Source organism: Vibrio sp. 10N.247.311.12 (assembly GCF_041467515.1).
Taxonomy (GTDB): domain Bacteria; phylum Pseudomonadota; class Gammaproteobacteria; order Enterobacterales; family Vibrionaceae; genus Vibrio; species Vibrio crassostreae_C.
The window spans coordinates 21,075-37,073 of the sequence record NZ_JBFSUV010000053.1 but is presented as its reverse complement, the minus strand read 5'-3'; the positions used below and the strand labels follow the sequence as shown (position 1 = coordinate 37,073).

Sequence of the window (15,999 nt, the reverse complement as noted above, 5' to 3'; positions counted from 1 at the left end):
CTTGTACGGTGGTGTGAGAGGACGGAGGCCGTGAGGCCTCCTCCTACTCGATTTAAGCTAGAGCACGTTGCTCGCAGTATGAGTGGATCTACTGCGCCACTTCGTCCACCAAGTACAAGATTGATTGATACGGAATGCCACTGTGGTGTGATAAACCGATCTCACAGGTTCGGCTGTTACTAAAGCCACGAGTGCAGTTGCTCGGCACTTGTTCCTTGAGTGGGTGTACCGCCGCCTCATTCAGCTCTGGTGTAGTGAAGCCTTTGTCACCTGCCCAACCACAACATTGAATATGCTCTGGAACAATCACCTCTTCGGTACACGCTTTAGCAAGGTTTAACATCGCGCCTTCTAAGCCCATTCGACGAGAGCTACACGTGACATGCAGCATCACGGTTTCTTGTAGCGGCTCAAGCGTCAGATGTTCAAGCAAATATTGATTCACAAACCCTGTTGGCTCTAACACCTCTAATGGCTTGGTGAACTGTTCAATACTGCGTTTAGCACATGGGCTGGTATCCATCAATATTGGGTATTCACCCTGACGACTGGCTTGCCATAGCACTTCTTCCAACTGCTGAGCCTTCGACTGTGCTAAGTCGGTCATTCCTTTGCTGTCGTAAGGCATACCACAGCATTGGTCATCTAGCTTCTTCGGTAGAATTACCTCGAATCCTGCCTTGTTGAGCAAAGACATGGTCACTTCAGTAAGAGGACGTTGGTCGCCCGCATCGCTTTGTTGCCCCATGGTTCGACTTGCACAGGAAGGGAGGTAAACCACCTTCTTATGATTGCTTGAAGATTCTGCCGTCACGGGTGATGAGGCAAGCGAGTGACTATTGGATTGCGGCATCTCTGGCATCCAAACTGGTGTCGCGCCTTTGGTTATTGAGCGCAAGCCATTGGTGAGCTTACCAACTGTATTTGCGCCTAGAACCTTATTCGCAACTTGATTAGTTTTGAGGCCAGCCTTGGTCAGCTTGGTGGTGGTCGAGAAGTGCTCCGCTGTCCACTTAGCAATTGGTGTGAACTTCTCATATTTGGCGATACGAAGCTTCTTCACTAAATCGCCAGTGTTGATGCCCACGGGGCAACGCTCCGCACATAGGCCTGTTGCAGCGCAAGTATCAATGCCTTGGTATTCAAAAGTCTTCTCTAGCTCGCTGGCTTCTATCTCTTCGCCTGCTGCTCGGCGGCGTTGTAGCTCGCGATATAAAACAATACGTTGGCGAGGTGATAAAGTCAGCGTGCGAGACGGACAAACAGGCTCACAGAAGCCACACTCGATACAGCGGTCGACAAGGTCATCGGCAGCAGGCATTGGCTTCAAATTGGTGATGTGTGAATTCGGGTTGTCGTTGATGATAACGCCGGGGTTGAGCAGTCTTTCTGGATCAAACAGCGCTTTGATCTGTTGCATCAAGGCATAGCCGTCTTTGCCCCATTCCAATTCCACATAAGGCGCCATGTTACGACCAGTACCATGCTCTGCTTTTAGAGAACCTTGGTATTTCACCGCAACCAGCTCGGCAACATCGTCCATGAAACCGCCGTAGCGATCGATTTCTGTTTGACTGTCGAAGCCTTGAGTAAATACAAAGTGCAGGTTGCCTTCGAGGGCGTGACCAAAAATGATCGCTTCGCTGTAGTCGTATTTGTCGAACAGTTCTTGTAGCTCTCGAATACCGTTAGCGAGGTTTTCGACAGGGAAAGCCACGTCTTCGATGATAACGGTTGTGCCAACTTCACGAACGGCCCCAACTGCTGGGAACATGCCTTTTCGAATGCCCCACAGGGTTGCAACAGTCTTTGGATCGGACGTAAAAGGGACCGATTCAACAATCGTGTAATCAGCCAATGCGTCCAAAATTGATTTACATTGTAAATCTAAGTCCGGCTGGGAGCTAGCGTGTGATTCCACCAAAATAGCCGCAGCTTCTAAGTCCAAGCTTGGCATAAATGCAGGCATACCCGGTTTATCAGCCACTGAACGCAGCGCTCTGCCATCCATCAATTCCACCGCAGCAACCGGTGTTTTTGATAGTGTAGTAACGGCTTTACTGGCTTGTTCTATGTCGGAAAACACCAACAGAGCCGAGGCTTTGTTCGGATGTTCGATCACCGTGTTGTAGGTAATCTCAGCAATGAAACCTAGTGTGCCTTCTGAGCCAATCATCAAATGTTTGATGATCTCAATTGGATCGTGGTAATCGACCAAAGCATTCAGAGCGTAGCCAGTGGTGTTTTTGAGGCGGTACTTGTGGCGGATTCTGTCTGCGAGTTCTTGGTTTGAAGCTGTCTGTTGATGTAATTCGACAATGCCTTCAAACAGTGCTTTGTGTGATTGCTTGAATGCCTCAACACTTGCGTTGTCAGCCGTATCAAGCAGGGAGCCATCACTCAATACGATTTTCATGCTCTCAACGGTGCGATACGAGTTTTGCGCAGTACCACAACACATGCCGCTGGCGTTGTTCGCGGCGATACCACCGATTTTACAGGTATTGATTGAAGCTGGATCTGGGCCGATTTTACGTTGGAAAGGAGCGAGGTATTTGTTGGCATCTGCGCCAATTACACCGGGCTGAAGAATGATTTGATTGCCGTTATCGACAATTTCGTGGCCACGCCAGTCATCGGTCAGTGTGATGAGTACCGAATCTGAAACCGCTTGTCCTGACAGGCTGGTGCCTGCGGCGCGGAAGGTAAAGTGAATGCCGAGTTCGCGACAGCTTTGAATGGTGAATATCACTTCGTCTAAGTTTTTCAGCCTTAGAACCATTTTCGGTACCAAGCGATAGAAACTCGCATCGGTGCCGTAAGCCAAGCGCTTTGCCTCTTGTGTGACAATGCGTTCTGTTTCTATTCTTTGAGCCAGTATCGCTTCAAGCTGCTTATAAGCTTGTGGATCTACTACTCGCTCATGGGATGTGTTTGTCTCCATCTTTGCTTCCTTGTGCTTCTTATTTGGCACTGATTTGCTTTTTTGTTTTTTTATTTTATTTTCCAGTGCTTAAACGGTGTCACAACGGCAGTGGAATTGCTGTGACACCGATTGAACTTCGGTCTAAGTAGACCAAAGCATGAGTCTGAATCGTGGAGATTTAATCTAACCCCACCAAAGATTCACGAGTTAAGTCTTTGATTGTCCTCGCGCCTGTTAATGTCATCGCAACGCGCATCTCTTTGTCGTAAAGGTCGAGTAGATTCTCAACGCCGGCTTGTCCTTGCGCTGCTAATGCGTAAACGAAAGAACGGCCAAGCAAGGTGCAGTCTGCGCCCAATGCCATCATTCGAACCACATCCAAGCCAGTACGAATGCCAGAGTCGACCAGAATTTTGGTGTCGCCTTTAACTGCATCTGCAATTGCAGGCAGTGCTTTGGCACTTGATAGAACGCCGTCAAGCTGGCGGCCGCCGTGGTTTGAAACCACAATGCCGTCTGCGCCAAATCTCACCGCATCCTTTGCATCTTCTTCATCAAGAATGCCCTTGATGACCATTGGACCGTCCCAGAAATCACGAATCCACTCTAGATCTTTCCATGAAATCGACGGGTCGAAGTTATCACCTAACCAACCGATGTAGTCTTCCAGCTTGGTAGGAGAACCACGATAAGTAGAGATGTTGCCTAGGTCGTGTGGTTTACCCAGTAAGCCGACATCAACTGCCCAGCTAGGATGACGCATAGATTGGAATACGCGGCGTACTGCTGCATTTGGACCACTCATTCCTGAGTGCATGTCACGGTAGCGAGCGCCGGGTACGGGCATATCCACGGTGAAGACCAGTGTTGTGACGCCAGCGGCTTTAGCGCGTTCAAGAACGTTCTTCATGAAGCCACGGTCTTTTAACACGTAAAGTTGGAACCACATTGGGCGTTCAATCTTAGGTGCAACTTCTTCAATCGGACATACCGACACGGTCGACATGGTAAAAGGGATGCCTTTGTTGTCGGCGGCTTTTGCTGCTTGTACTTCACCGCGTCTTGCGTACATACCCGTTAAACCAACAGGCGCCAGTGCGATTGGCATCGCTAGCTTCTCGCCAAATAGTTCGGTTTCCAAATTTAGGTCCGACATGTCGTTGAGTACGCGTTGTTTTAGCGCAATCTCAGCTAGGTCAGCCGTGTTGCGACGTAGGGTATGTTCTCCGTAAGAGCCACCATCAATGTAGTGGAAAAGAAACGGTGGTAATTTCGCTTTTGCTGCGGCGCGGTAATCAGTCGATGCGGATATGATCATAATTTCAGTCCTAAATTCTTGGGATGTTGCTCTTCTTTGAGAGCTTGGTTTGGGCTGCTTTAATTCGGGAAAATGGCGTTAATACCCATGGGTGTTGATGTGATCTAGTATCCATCCCGGAACTCATCAACTGTCTTATTAGACGGTGTCGCTGTCGGGGAATTGAGTATTAACGCCAAGTGCTTTTGAACGACTTATGGTTTACATAAGTGCGTCGGTCATTTTGAATCCGTAGATAACCACTAGGCCGATGATGCCTGTCATCACCAAGTAGTAGAACGTTGGAATGATTGTCTTACGTAGGGTTGCACCTTCGCGTCCTAGCAAGCCAACAGTTGCTGATGCCGCTACCACGTTGTGAATCGCAATCATGTTACCTGCTGCTGCACCAACGGCTTGTAGAGCAACAACCACCGCACTAGAGATAGTCAGAGTCTGCGCTACTTCGAATTGGAACTGGCTGAACATCATGTTTGAAACTGTGTTCGAACCTGCAATGAAGGCACCTAACGCACCAACCGTTGCACTCAATGCTGGGAATGCGCTACCAACGAGGTCAGCTGCGAAGTTTGCCGTGGTTACGGGCATACTTGCTAAATCTGCGCCGTTCACACCAGAGTTAATGAAGATACGAACCATTGGGATGGTGAACACCAACACAAAGCCTGCGCCAATCAGAGTCTTGCTCGATTCACCGAAGGCTTTAGCCAGTGGCGTTGCGCTGCGAGATTGCATGAGAACAGCAACCAGCGCGACGAAGACCAAGATACCGCCCGGTAGATACAGAGGCTGAATCGCAGTGCTCACACCGGTTTCACCAAGGATGTTGCTGAACGATAGGCTAACGCTCTTCAGTAGGCCTTTGAATTCAGGGCTCACGCGGCTCGCAACCAAGGTCACCGCTAGCAGCACGTATGGTGCCCATGCCATCGCCATGCTCATCTTCTTATGGCCTTGATTGTTGTCGTCAAGGTCGATTTTCAGAGAACCTAGCCATTCTGCAGGCCACTTGTCTTCGCTCTCAAAATCCCATTTTGATTTTGGTACGAGGAAGCCACGTTTTGCTGCAGTAACCACAATCGCAAGGCCAACCAAACCACCAATCAGTGATGGGAATTCAGCGCCTAGGAAAACACCTGTTAGTGCGTAAGGAATAGTGAAAGCAGCACCTGCGAACAGTGCGAACGGCAGGATATCTAAACCTTCAGTCCAGCTTTTGTTCTTACCGAAGAAGCGAGTCAGCATCATTGCCATCAATACAGGCATCATCACACCAACAGAAGCATGAATTAGCGCAACGCTTGACGTGATTTGTTGTAGATAAGCATCCCATGTTGAGCCATGAGCAATCAGGCTTTCACCGATGTTGTGCGTGTCCAATCCTTTGTTCACACCAACGATGATAGGTGTACCAACCGCGCCGAATGATACTGGCGTAGATTGGATCATCATGCCCATCAGTACCGCAGCCAGCGCAGGGAAGCCGATAGCAACCAGCAGTGGTGCAGCGATGGCAGCTGGTGTGCCGAAGCCAGATGCGCCCTCAATGAATGAACCGAAACACCAAGCAATGATGATTGCTTGAACACGACGGTCAGCGGATATATCAGTGAATCCGTTGCGGATGGTGGTGATAGCTCCGGTGTGTTTCAAAGTGTTTAATAAGAAGATGGCGCCGAACACAATCCAGAGAACCGACACTGTAATGCCGAAGCCTTGGAATACAGAAGCCAGCACGCGAGTGCCAGACATGTCCCAAGCAAGTAGGGCGATAGCAACGGTTAAGGCAAATGCCACAGGCATCGCTTTTTTTGCAGGCCAGTTAAGGCCAACCAGCAGAATCGCTGCAACAACTATTGGTGAAAATGCCAATAGGGCTAGTAGAGTTTCACTCATGGGTACTTCCTCGTACTGTTTTCAAACGTTCATGTTTGAAGTAAAGATCACGTTATGGTTTGTCATTATTTGAATCGCTTTGGCCTCTAAACGGGAACCTTCTTTAGGCGAATCTTGTAATTGGAATGACTGTTTTTGTAATTGTTTTGTTAATTTGGCGTGAATTTACCCCTTTATTTTTTATTGATATAGGGAAATAATGAAAATAATTAATTCCAAAATTGGCATAATCAGATGCGAGCAGACGATTTGATCCTGTTTTCACAGGTGGTAGAACTAGGCAGCTTCAGTAAGGTGGCAGAGCAAAATAACCTTACAAATTCGGTAGTTAGTAAGAGAATTGCGCGTTTAGAGGAAGAGATTGGCGTGCAATTATTATATCGAACCACGCGTAAATTGACCTTGACTGAGGCGGGCAAGGCAATGTTACACGGGGCCAAAAATGTGAAGCAGGCAGCTCAAGAGGCTATGGACGCAGTTTCAGGCTTTGGTGAAAATGTCAGTGGTCATATCAAAATGTCAGTGCCTACTATCTCCGGAGATTTGATTCTCGCAGACGCTGTGGCCGAGTTTTGTAATATGCACCCAGGTTTAACGGTCGATATGTCTCTGAATAATCGCTTTGTCGACTTGGTTGAGGATGGTCTCGATTTGGTGATTCGAACCGGCTACTTGGAAGATTCAAGCCTCATTGCTCGTCATATATTGGATTCACAATGGGTGGTGTGCGCTTCGCCGTCTTATATTGCTAAGAACGGTAAGCCGATGCTGCCTAAAGATTTAGTGCAGCACAATTGCTTGCAATACGCCTATCAAACAACGGGTGCTAGCGAATGGCAGTTTCTGCATAGTAAAGATGGCTGTACCGACAATGACAAATATATCGTGCGTGTTGCGGGCTCTTTCTCGACTGACAACGCGACCGCGTTAAGAAAAGCGGCGCTGGGTGGACATGGCGTTGCTTACGTGCCGCGCTGTCTGGTTTATCACGATATTCGCAACGGTCAGCTGGTGGATATTTTCCCTGATTTAGTCGGTAAAAAGCTGGGTATTTATGCGGTGTACCCGTTCACTCGTCAGCCACCGAACAAGATTAAGTTATTGATTGAACACATCAGAACGCGTTATCTGACGATTTCACATTATTTTTAATAAGGATCACGATGAGCTATTTAAAAGAGTATCAATATCCAGTCACCAACAAACAGATCGTCAGCGATGACTATTTTGGTCAGATAGTCGAAGACCCATATCGCTGGTTAGAAGACGACAGAAGTGACGAAACCGCGCAGTGGGTGGCGAGCCAGAATGAAGTGACGTTTGATTACCTCGCTCAAATCCCGTATCGCGCAGAACTGCGAGAGCGATTAGCGAAAGCGCAAGACTACAAAAAGAGCTCACAGCCGTTTGTGCGAGGTGATTACACCTATTTCTATAAGAATGATGGCTTGCAGAACCACAGTATTCTTTATCGTCAGAAAGAAGGTCAGTCGATTGAAGTATTCCTAGATCCGAATACCTTCTCGGAAGACGGCACCACATCTCTAGGCTCGGTGTCGTTTTCTAAAGACTACAGCTTAGTGGCGTACAGCATTTCTGAAGGTGGTAGCGACTGGCGCAAGATCTTCGTGATTGATACCGAGACTAAACAGCAGCTTGAAGCCGAAATCACTGACGCCAAATTTACTGGTATTTCTTGGTTGGGTAATCGCGGCTTTTATTACTCTAGTTACGACAAGCCAGACGGCAGTGAGCTCTCTGCTCGTACTGAGCAACACAAGCTGTACTTCCATGAGTTGGGTACAGATCAAGCTAGCGACAAGGTGATCTTTGGCGAAAGCAACGATGAGCAGCATCGCTATGTATCCGGTTACACCACCGAAGACGATCGATACTTGATCATCCTCGGCAAGGAGTCGACATCAGGTAATCGACTGTTCTATATCGATTTAAAATCATCAGAGCAGTCTTTGAACACACTGATTGATCATGTGGATAGCGATACGTATCTCATCGATAACCAAGGTGAGAACTTCATTCTGTACACCAATCTTAATGCGCCGAACGGCAAGGTTGTGAGCTTTGATAGCGGCACTGAGCAGTGGCGAGATATCATCTCAGAAAAGCCACAGCCATTAGACATCAGTACTGGCGGCGGATACTTGTTTGCCCACTACATGGTGGATGTGGTGTCGAAAATTGAGCAGCTGGATTACCAAGGCAACCTAGTTCGTGAAATCCATTTACCTGGGTTGGGAACGGCCAGTGGCTTAGGTGGTAAGAAAGAGCAAACTCAGCTTTATTACACCTTTACCAACTATGTTACGCCGCCAACCATTTTCTCTTTTGATATTGAGTCGGGCAGTTCAGAAGTTTATCAGCGCTCTGAGTCACCGTTTGAATCGGATAAGTTTGAGTCTAAACAGGTCTTTTATACCTCAAAAGATGGCACTCAGGTTCCGATGCTTATCTCTTATAAGAAGGGACTAAAACTGGACGGTAATAACCCAACCATGTTGTACGCCTATGGTGGCTTTAACGTTAGCCTAACGCCTTCTTTCTCGGGCACGGTTGGCAGTTGGCTAGAACTGGGTGGCGTATATGCGGTGCCGAACCTGCGTGGCGGTGGTGAGTATGGTAAGGCGTGGCACAAAGCGGGAACTCAGCAGAAAAAGCAGAATGTCTTTGACGACTTCATTGCTGCTGCCGAGTTCTTAATTGAAGAAAACTACACCAGTAGCGATAAGTTGGCGATTCGCGGCGGTTCTAACGGAGGCTTGCTGGTAGGAGCTTGTATGACACAAAAGCCTGAGCTGTTCCAAGTGGCTCTGCCTGCTGTTGGGGTGTTGGACATGTTGCGTTACCACACATTCACGTCTGGCGAAGGGTGGGCGTACGACTATGGCACATCCGCGCAGAACAGAGAGATGTTCGAATATCTGCTTGGCTATTCTCCGGTTCATAATGTGGTGCGTGGCACGGATTATCCAGCAACATTGGTGACGACCGCTGATCACGATGACCGTGTAGTGCCTGCTCACTCTTATAAGTTCATCTCAGAGCTGCAAGATAAGCATGAAGGTAGTGCGCCCGTGATGATTCGTATTGATGTTAATGCGGGCCATGGCGCCGGAATGCCGCTCAGCAAAGCGATCGATCTCACCGCCGATATCTACGCATTTACTCTGTTCAATATGGGGGTTGCGTCTCTAGATTCACTTTAACGAATGCGTGATTCTAGATAACTGGGTATTTTACTCAGACCAAGAAGCCTCAAAATCTACCTTAGATTTTGAGGCTTTTCATATATATGAAAACCAATCAAAACTGCGTCATATTTCCTTCACTTTCACACACTGTTTTCCGTGATAGCCGCCACCAATACTGATGAAATGAAAGCGATTTCAAGCTGATATCTCACGCAATATCAACCGTAACCTGTTGATCTTAAATCAGTAGTTTTCGTCATGGATATTCTAAAAGTTTCATGGCATTTAGGCTGATTTATCAGTGTGAACAGCAACCAACTTTTCAACGCTTTCATTGCTTAATATTTCCCTGTTCGATGAAAACTCAAAAAAATAATAGGGAATTACAATGCAAAAATTTAAGCTTTTGCCAATAACAGTCGCAGTGGCGGCCTCGCTTGCTTCACTCTCTTCTTTTGCTGCTGATACTGATATCGAAGCATTAGAAAAACGAATTCAAGAGTTAGAATCTCAAGTTGGTGACATCAAGTATGTTGATGATCAACAACAAGCGGTTCTAACGGCAGAAACGAATGTACCAGACGGTATCGTCTTCTCTGGTTACGCTCGTTACGGCGCTCACTACAAAAGTGGTGATGAGCGTTACGTAGACATCGGTACAACAGGCCGTTCTGTTGGTCGTTTGGGTAACGAAGCCAACGGTGGCGAAGTTCAGTTAGCTAAGCTTTTCCAAGCTGACAATGGCGCTATCTGGGACATCGTATTCATGGCTGACCACTGGGAAGCTGACTCGTGGGCTGACGACGGTGGCCTGAGCATGAAAAAAATGTACGCTGGTGTAACCAATGTATTTGAAAGCCAGCCTGAGCTGTACATGTGGGCTGGTCGTGACTTCCATCAACGTCCGCAACAAGGTTTGAACGATTACTTCTGGATGTCTCACGATGGTCAAGGCGCTGGCTTTAACAACCTAGATTTCGGCGGCGCCAAGCTAGACATGGGCTTCGTAGGCCAAGTGAAAGGCGGCCTAGTGAACGACAACGGTCGATACGCAATTACTTCTAAGTTGCACTCTATTAATGCGGGTATCGGCCAACTAGACCTATATGCGAACTATGGTTTTGCTTCAGATGAAGCAGACTCAGACGTAGCGGGTGATCCAAAAGTCAGCGATGAAACTGCATACCTATTGGGTGCAACCTTAGGCTTGGGTGAGTCTAACAAGTTGGTTGTTAAGTATGGTGACGGTGCGGATTCATCAGTATTTGACCTAAAAGGTGACTACCAAACTTTGTACGCAAGTGTTGAAGGTAGCTACGCAGCAACAGACAACTTCATCATCGATTACTTAGTGTCGTACAAAGACAACTCAGGCTCAGATCTAGACCGTGAAAACACGGAATACGCGGGTATCGTTCGTCCACAGTACCAATGGGATGATGTTCACTCTACATGGTTAGAAGCTGGCTACGGCATGGTTGATTACGATGACGACGGTGAAGAGAACGCGTGGAAAGTCACTTTGTCTCAAAACGTTTCTCTAGGTGGTTTACCTTGGAGCCGTCCAATGCTTCGCTTCTACACAACAGTGGGTGATGTAGAAACGAAAGGCAACACAGTGAAGACAACCAATGTTGATACATTGTCGTTCGGCGCAATGTTTGAAGCTTGGTGGTAATCACAGCTATAGAAAGCACAGCTCTTTGAATTCGGCATATTTTCAAGGAGCCATGTTTTCGAATATTCATGCTTGTTAAGAGCACGTAATACTGTCCATTTTAGCCCTAAAGGCAGATTGATTAGGGCACGTTATATAACTCCATTCTTGGGCACATTCTTTGTGCCCTTTTTTTCGCCACTAGATCAAGGATTCACTATGAGACTTTCTTCCATCGTGTCTCGAGTATATTTAGGTTTCTTTATACTGATTGTGATTATGCTGGGTTCTGCATGGTTAAGCATCAGTAGCAATAAAGACATAACAACTCGAATCGAAAACATCACCCAGCAAGCCACCCCATTAATGCTTCAATCCTCTGCACTGACGATTCGATTTTTGGACATTAATCGCAGCACCTCGCCTTATTTATCCGCTAATTACATTGATGAACTGGAACCACTGAAACAAACCGTATTAAACAACATCGAACAATATCAGCAGCAATTGAGCTGGTTCGAAGGCAAGGGTGAAGTTGGTTCACAAATGGAAGTTATGCTTAACAACATCACTCAAACCGGCGTGTCGACTGTCGATCAAATAGAGCGAGTATTGGAACTTTACGTTAAGTATTTGGATAGCAAAGATCTCGGCTCGATGGGGCAAGCTCAATTTCAATCTGTGGTGGGGCAGCTTAATAATACTTTGGTGAATCAACTCGCGAGTGCAGGTTCGGAGCAGACACAAAAGGCAGTCGAAGCTCTGTTGGTGCAATTGAGTTTGATTGCAGCGGAAGCCAACGAAGCGTTTTCACTGCAAACGTCATCGGAAGTACGCGGTGTTGAGCGCCGCCTGCAAAGTCGAAAAGAGCGATTCGAACAAGCGGTAGCAGATTTAGATAATCTGGACTCATCTTTGCTGCGTCGCAGTAAACAGTCTTTATCACTGCTCGCTTCACATGCGTTTTCAGATAATGGTTCAGTCGCTATCCATAAAGAAACCGTTAAACTCGATGAGTCTATCTCCCTCCAAAAGCAGGAAATCGAACAGCTAATTGATCAGCAGTTAAGCCACTTTGATGAGCTCTCAGTGTACGCTGAAGACACAGCGACGCGCTTGTATCACGAATCGATGAACTCTTCACAGCAAGCCCTTTTGATGCAGGGCGTTATTGCACTTACTTCCGTACTTATTGCTCTGTTGATCGGGTTGAATATTGCCAAAGGGATTCGTAAACCAAGCAAGCTGCTGCAAAGTGTACTCGACCAAGTTGCCAATAAAGACTTGAGCGCGATGGTGAAATATCAAGCCAATAATGAGTTCGGCTCAGTGAGCGACAAGGTCAACTTAGTGATCAGTCATCTGACTCAAATGATTGAGAACATGCGTTATTCGTCGACGTGCTTAAAAGAGGCGTCCATAGAGAATCAAAGCACGAGCCGTTCATTGAGCGAGGCGATGCAAGACCAAACCAATCAGACCGTGATGGTGGCAACAGCTATGGAGCAGATCGAGTGCTCGGTGACCGAAATAACTCAAGCCGCTAATCAAACGCTAACGCTTGTAACCGAAGCGGTGTCGAGTTCCTGTGCTGGTCAGAAGACCATGGATAAAAGCGTCGAGTTGATGGGCAGTTTAGAGCGTAAGTTAGCAGAATCAAAAGCGACCATTGGCCAGCTCGAAAGCGAAAGTGCCAGCATTGGCTCCATTTTGGATGTGATATCTGGGATCTCTGAGCAAACTAATCTACTGGCGTTGAATGCGGCAATAGAAGCGGCGCGAGCTGGAGAGCAAGGGCGTGGTTTCTCTGTGGTTGCGGATGAGGTTCGAGTGTTAGCAGCGAAAACCAATGCCTCGACGCAAGAAATACACAACAAGATCGAGCAGTTGCAAACCAGTTCTAAACTGGCGGTTGAACAAATCAATCAATGTGTGGTGGGGATGGTTCAATGCGTAGAACAAACTGGCGAAGTGAATCACTCGATATCGACGGTCTCTGATCTTCTCAACGAAGTAGAGCAAAGAAATCATCAAATTGCGAACGCGACGACAGAGCATCAAGTGGTTGCCTCTCAAGTCACTCAAAATATCAGCCAGATACACATCTTGGCTGAAGATAACTCACAACGATCTCAGGTTTTGTTTTCTCATGGTCAACAGCTTGAAACTATGTCGCAGCAGCAGTTCTCACTAACTCAAGAGTTTAAGCTCGCGGAGCAATCAGAAAACGAGGTTTAAAGGCGACTCTAAGTTTTTCAATGTTTCACGCTCAGCCTTTGCTGGGCGTTGTTGTTTCAAGTTTCGGGTTCTGGAAAGAGAATTAGAAGTACCTATGAAATGTTCCCATACAATTTCGCATAGCCACTGAAATAATAGGGTCAATTTTACTCTGTATATTTCCGCCTGTTGCGGGTTCATCACCGAATAGTGCTTTTTGAAAAACGGAGTTTAAGCATGCTTGTTAGCACTCTGGGAGCAAGTAACCGAGTGCTGTTTTGATAAGGTGAGCAAGAATCTCATGAAACAGTTTCATGGCGTGAAGTGAATCTGTAAGCGCTTTCAAGATTTCCAAATCCAGCCTTTTTACCTCCAAGTTTAGTGTGATGATACTCACTTCAACTAAAACGTAATTTCTTAATAATCGTTTTGTAAGCGGTTACAAGCTAATGAAGTATCGAGGTTCGAGTGGCAACAATTAAACACGTATCAGAGCATGCAGGTGTGTCTCAAGCGACAGTGTCTAGAGTGATTAACGGCACCAGTAGAGTGAGCCACGACAAGAAGTTAAAGGTTGAAAAGGCGATCAAAGAGCTGGGTTATCGCCCGAACTCTATCGCTCAGGCTTTAGCTTCAAGTCGTACCGGAAGTGTGGGTGTTGTTGTTCCAGAACTGGGCGGATCTTTCTATTCAGGCATCTTGCATTGCATAGAGGAAAACCTACGCCGCTTCGGTTACCACGCAGTGGTTACAGCGGGTTCGAACACCGAACAAGGGCAGCGCGAGTCGGTGGAGTTTCTGTTGGGGCGTCGTGTCGATGCTTTGATTCTTCATACTCAACTGCTCAGTGATGACTATTTAATTGAATTGGAAGAACAGGGGACCCCTGTGGTTTTAATTAACCGCTTCATCCCAGAAATGGCGATGAGTTGCATTGATATTGATAACGAAGTCGGGGGGCTACTCGCTACTCAATATCTTTTGCAAAAGGGACATACAGATATCGCGTGTATTACCGGGCCTTTAGATAAAGCCGACGCTAGGGGGCGTTTGCAGGGGTATCGCAAGGCACTGGAAGAAGCCGGTGTGCCATACGATGAAGCCTTAGTCTCTGAGGCGGGATTTACTGAAGAGACAGGCATCAGCGCCATGAAGAAGTTGATCAACAGAAAATGCCACTTTACGGCGGTATTTGCTTCAAACGATCACATGGCATTTGGCGCGTTCGAAGTTTTGCATAAAGAGGGATTGTCTGTTCCGAGAGACGTTTCTCTTGTCGGCTTCGATAACACCATCTTCGCGCGCTATCTGACCCCTAGTTTGACCACCATTAATTTCCCCATTGAAGAGATGAGTATTGAAGCAGTACAGCTCACTCTACAAAAGCTAAAAAAAATCAAACATGACGTGAACTTTAAATTGCTGCCGACGTTGGTCACTAGAAACTCGGTATCGGATTTACTCGTTACCCTATAAAAATATTAAGGATAGAACATGAAATTTAAGACCTTGGCGCTTTCGTGCGCGGTTGCTTTAGGACTAGGTGCAACAGCAGTAAATGCTGCTGACAAAGAGATTCGTTTCGACGGTTTCCCTGATTTTGATAGCAGCCTGAAGGTATTACTGCCTGATTTCGAAAAGGAAACAGGGATTAAAGTTGATTACCTTATGAATAACCACGGTGACCACCACACGAAACTAACCACTAACCTAGCAACGGGCTCAGGTGCGGGTGACGTGATTGTTGTGGACGTTGAGAAAATCGGTCCATTCGTTGGTTCTGGCGGCCTAGTTAACCTGTCTGAAAACTACGGTGCAGATAAATACGAAGAACGATTCGCACCTTACGCTTGGGCACAAGGAAAAGGCGCTGACGGCGACATGTACGGGATTCCTGTCGACCTGGGCCCAGGTGTTATGTACTACCGCACCGATGTGTTTGAAAAAGCGGGCATCAATGTAGAAGACGCAATCAAAGATTGGGATTCATACATCGCTGCTGGTGAAAAACTGAAAGAGCAAAACGTACAACTTATCGCTTCGGCAGCCGACGTGGCACAAGCGATTATCTTCACGACCGTTCCTGAAGGTGAAGGTCTGTACTTCGATAAAGATGGCAACCCAGTGGTGACATCAGAGCGTTTTGTTCACGCTTTTGAAGTAGCAAAAGAAATTCGCGACAAAGGCTTAGACGGCCGCATTCTGGCTTGGTCTAACGAATGGTACGAAGGCTTCCGCAACGGCACATTTGCAACTCAACTTTCTGGCGCTTGGCTACTTGGTCACCTAAACAACTGGATCGCTCCTGAAACCAAAGGTAAATGGGCGGTAGAAAACCTACCTGATGGCATCTACGGCAGCTGGGGTGGTTCATTCCTATCGATTCCAACTCAATCTGACAACCCAGATGAAGCTTGGGCGTTGATTGAATACATGACGACGGATCGTGATGTTCAACTTAAGCACTTCGAAACGATTGCGGCTTTCCCTGCGAACGTAACGACATATGACGATGAGCTTTTCCAAGAAGAGATGGAATTCCTAGGTGGACAGAAAGCACGTCTACTATTTGCTGAAGTGGCACAGAACATCAAGCCAGTATCTCCAGCTCAAGGCGACCACGTAGCACGCTCTATAATTTTAGAGAACGCATTGATGGAAGTGCTTGATGAAGGTAAGGACATCGAGACTGCATTGAAAGAGGCAGAGCGTCTAATCAAGCGTCGTACGCGTAATCTTTAATTTGTTATTACTTTGAGTAAGTGAGGAAGCGTGG

Annotated in this window: 9 protein-coding genes; 6 read left to right on the top strand and 3 right to left on the bottom strand. The window is 47.0% G+C overall.

The annotated features are described in order from the left end of the window. Nucleotides 1-88 precede the first annotated feature (88 nt). The 3 genes from AB6E30_RS19585 to AB6E30_RS19575 form a co-directional block, all read right to left on the bottom strand. The gene (locus AB6E30_RS19585; protein WP_372074826.1) at nucleotides 89-2,944 is read right to left on the bottom strand and encodes an FAD-binding and (Fe-S)-binding domain-containing protein; all 2,856 of its coding nucleotides are present in this window, start codon (nucleotides 2,942-2,944) and stop codon (nucleotides 89-91) included. A gap of 160 nt (nucleotides 2,945-3,104) precedes the next feature. After that, on the bottom strand, nucleotides 3,105-4,244 hold the full coding sequence (gene lldD / locus AB6E30_RS19580; RefSeq protein ID WP_372074825.1) for an FMN-dependent L-lactate dehydrogenase LldD: 1,140 nt from the start codon (nucleotides 4,242-4,244) through the stop codon (nucleotides 3,105-3,107). A 201-nt stretch (nucleotides 4,245-4,445) separates the two neighbouring features. Continuing rightward, entirely contained in the window at nucleotides 4,446-6,140 is a 1,695-nt protein-coding gene (locus tag AB6E30_RS19575) for an L-lactate permease (RefSeq protein WP_017061561.1), read from the bottom strand. A 234-nt stretch (nucleotides 6,141-6,374) separates the two neighbouring features. Between AB6E30_RS19575 and AB6E30_RS19570 the strand changes: the two genes are divergently transcribed. The 6 genes from AB6E30_RS19570 (at nucleotide 6,375) to AB6E30_RS19545 (ending at nucleotide 15,965) form a co-directional block, all read left to right on the top strand. Further along, nucleotides 6,375-7,292: a LysR family transcriptional regulator gene (locus tag AB6E30_RS19570; protein ID WP_017068571.1), complete on the top strand. Its 918-nt coding sequence runs from the start codon at nucleotides 6,375-6,377 to the stop codon at nucleotides 7,290-7,292. Between the two features lie 11 nt (nucleotides 7,293-7,303). After that, a complete protein-coding gene (locus tag AB6E30_RS19565; protein ID WP_372104952.1) occupies nucleotides 7,304-9,364 on the top strand; it encodes a prolyl oligopeptidase family protein in 2,061 nt (686 codons plus the stop codon). 373 nt (nucleotides 9,365-9,737) lie between these two features. Next, the gene (locus AB6E30_RS19560) at nucleotides 9,738-11,027 is read left to right on the top strand and encodes a carbohydrate porin (protein WP_136982310.1); all 1,290 of its coding nucleotides are present in this window, start codon (nucleotides 9,738-9,740) and stop codon (nucleotides 11,025-11,027) included. Between the two features lie 198 nt (nucleotides 11,028-11,225). Further along, on the top strand, nucleotides 11,226-13,244 hold the full coding sequence (locus AB6E30_RS19555; RefSeq protein WP_136982311.1) for a methyl-accepting chemotaxis protein: 2,019 nt from the start codon (nucleotides 11,226-11,228) through the stop codon (nucleotides 13,242-13,244). Nucleotides 13,245-13,691: 447 nt separating this feature from the next. Continuing rightward, entirely contained in the window at nucleotides 13,692-14,699 is a 1,008-nt protein-coding gene (locus tag AB6E30_RS19550) for a LacI family DNA-binding transcriptional regulator (RefSeq protein ID WP_017068575.1), read from the top strand. A gap of 18 nt (nucleotides 14,700-14,717) precedes the next feature. Next, entirely contained in the window at nucleotides 14,718-15,965 is a 1,248-nt protein-coding gene (locus AB6E30_RS19545; protein WP_017070432.1) for an ABC transporter substrate-binding protein, read from the top strand. Nucleotides 15,966-15,999 lie beyond the last annotated feature (34 nt).

What these genes read in the sequence shown, in the direction of transcription:
- AB6E30_RS19585 (WP_372074826.1), bottom strand. Translation starts at nt 2,944, where the DNA reads ATGGAGACAAACACATCCCATGAGCGAGTAGTAGATCCACAAGCTTAT.
- lldD (WP_372074825.1), bottom strand. Translation starts at nt 4,244, where the DNA reads ATGATCATATCCGCATCGACTGATTACCGCGCCGCAGCAAAAGCGAAA.
- AB6E30_RS19575 (WP_017061561.1), bottom strand. Translation starts at nt 6,140, where the DNA reads ATGAGTGAAACTCTACTAGCCCTATTGGCATTTTCACCAATAGTTGTT.
- AB6E30_RS19570 (WP_017068571.1), top strand. Translation starts at nt 6,375, where the DNA reads ATGCGAGCAGACGATTTGATCCTGTTTTCACAGGTGGTAGAACTAGGC.
- AB6E30_RS19565 (WP_372104952.1), top strand. Translation starts at nt 7,304, where the DNA reads ATGAGCTATTTAAAAGAGTATCAATATCCAGTCACCAACAAACAGATC.
- AB6E30_RS19560 (WP_136982310.1), top strand. Translation starts at nt 9,738, where the DNA reads ATGCAAAAATTTAAGCTTTTGCCAATAACAGTCGCAGTGGCGGCCTCG.
- AB6E30_RS19555 (WP_136982311.1), top strand. Translation starts at nt 11,226, where the DNA reads ATGAGACTTTCTTCCATCGTGTCTCGAGTATATTTAGGTTTCTTTATA.
- AB6E30_RS19545 (WP_017070432.1), top strand. Translation starts at nt 14,718, where the DNA reads ATGAAATTTAAGACCTTGGCGCTTTCGTGCGCGGTTGCTTTAGGACTA.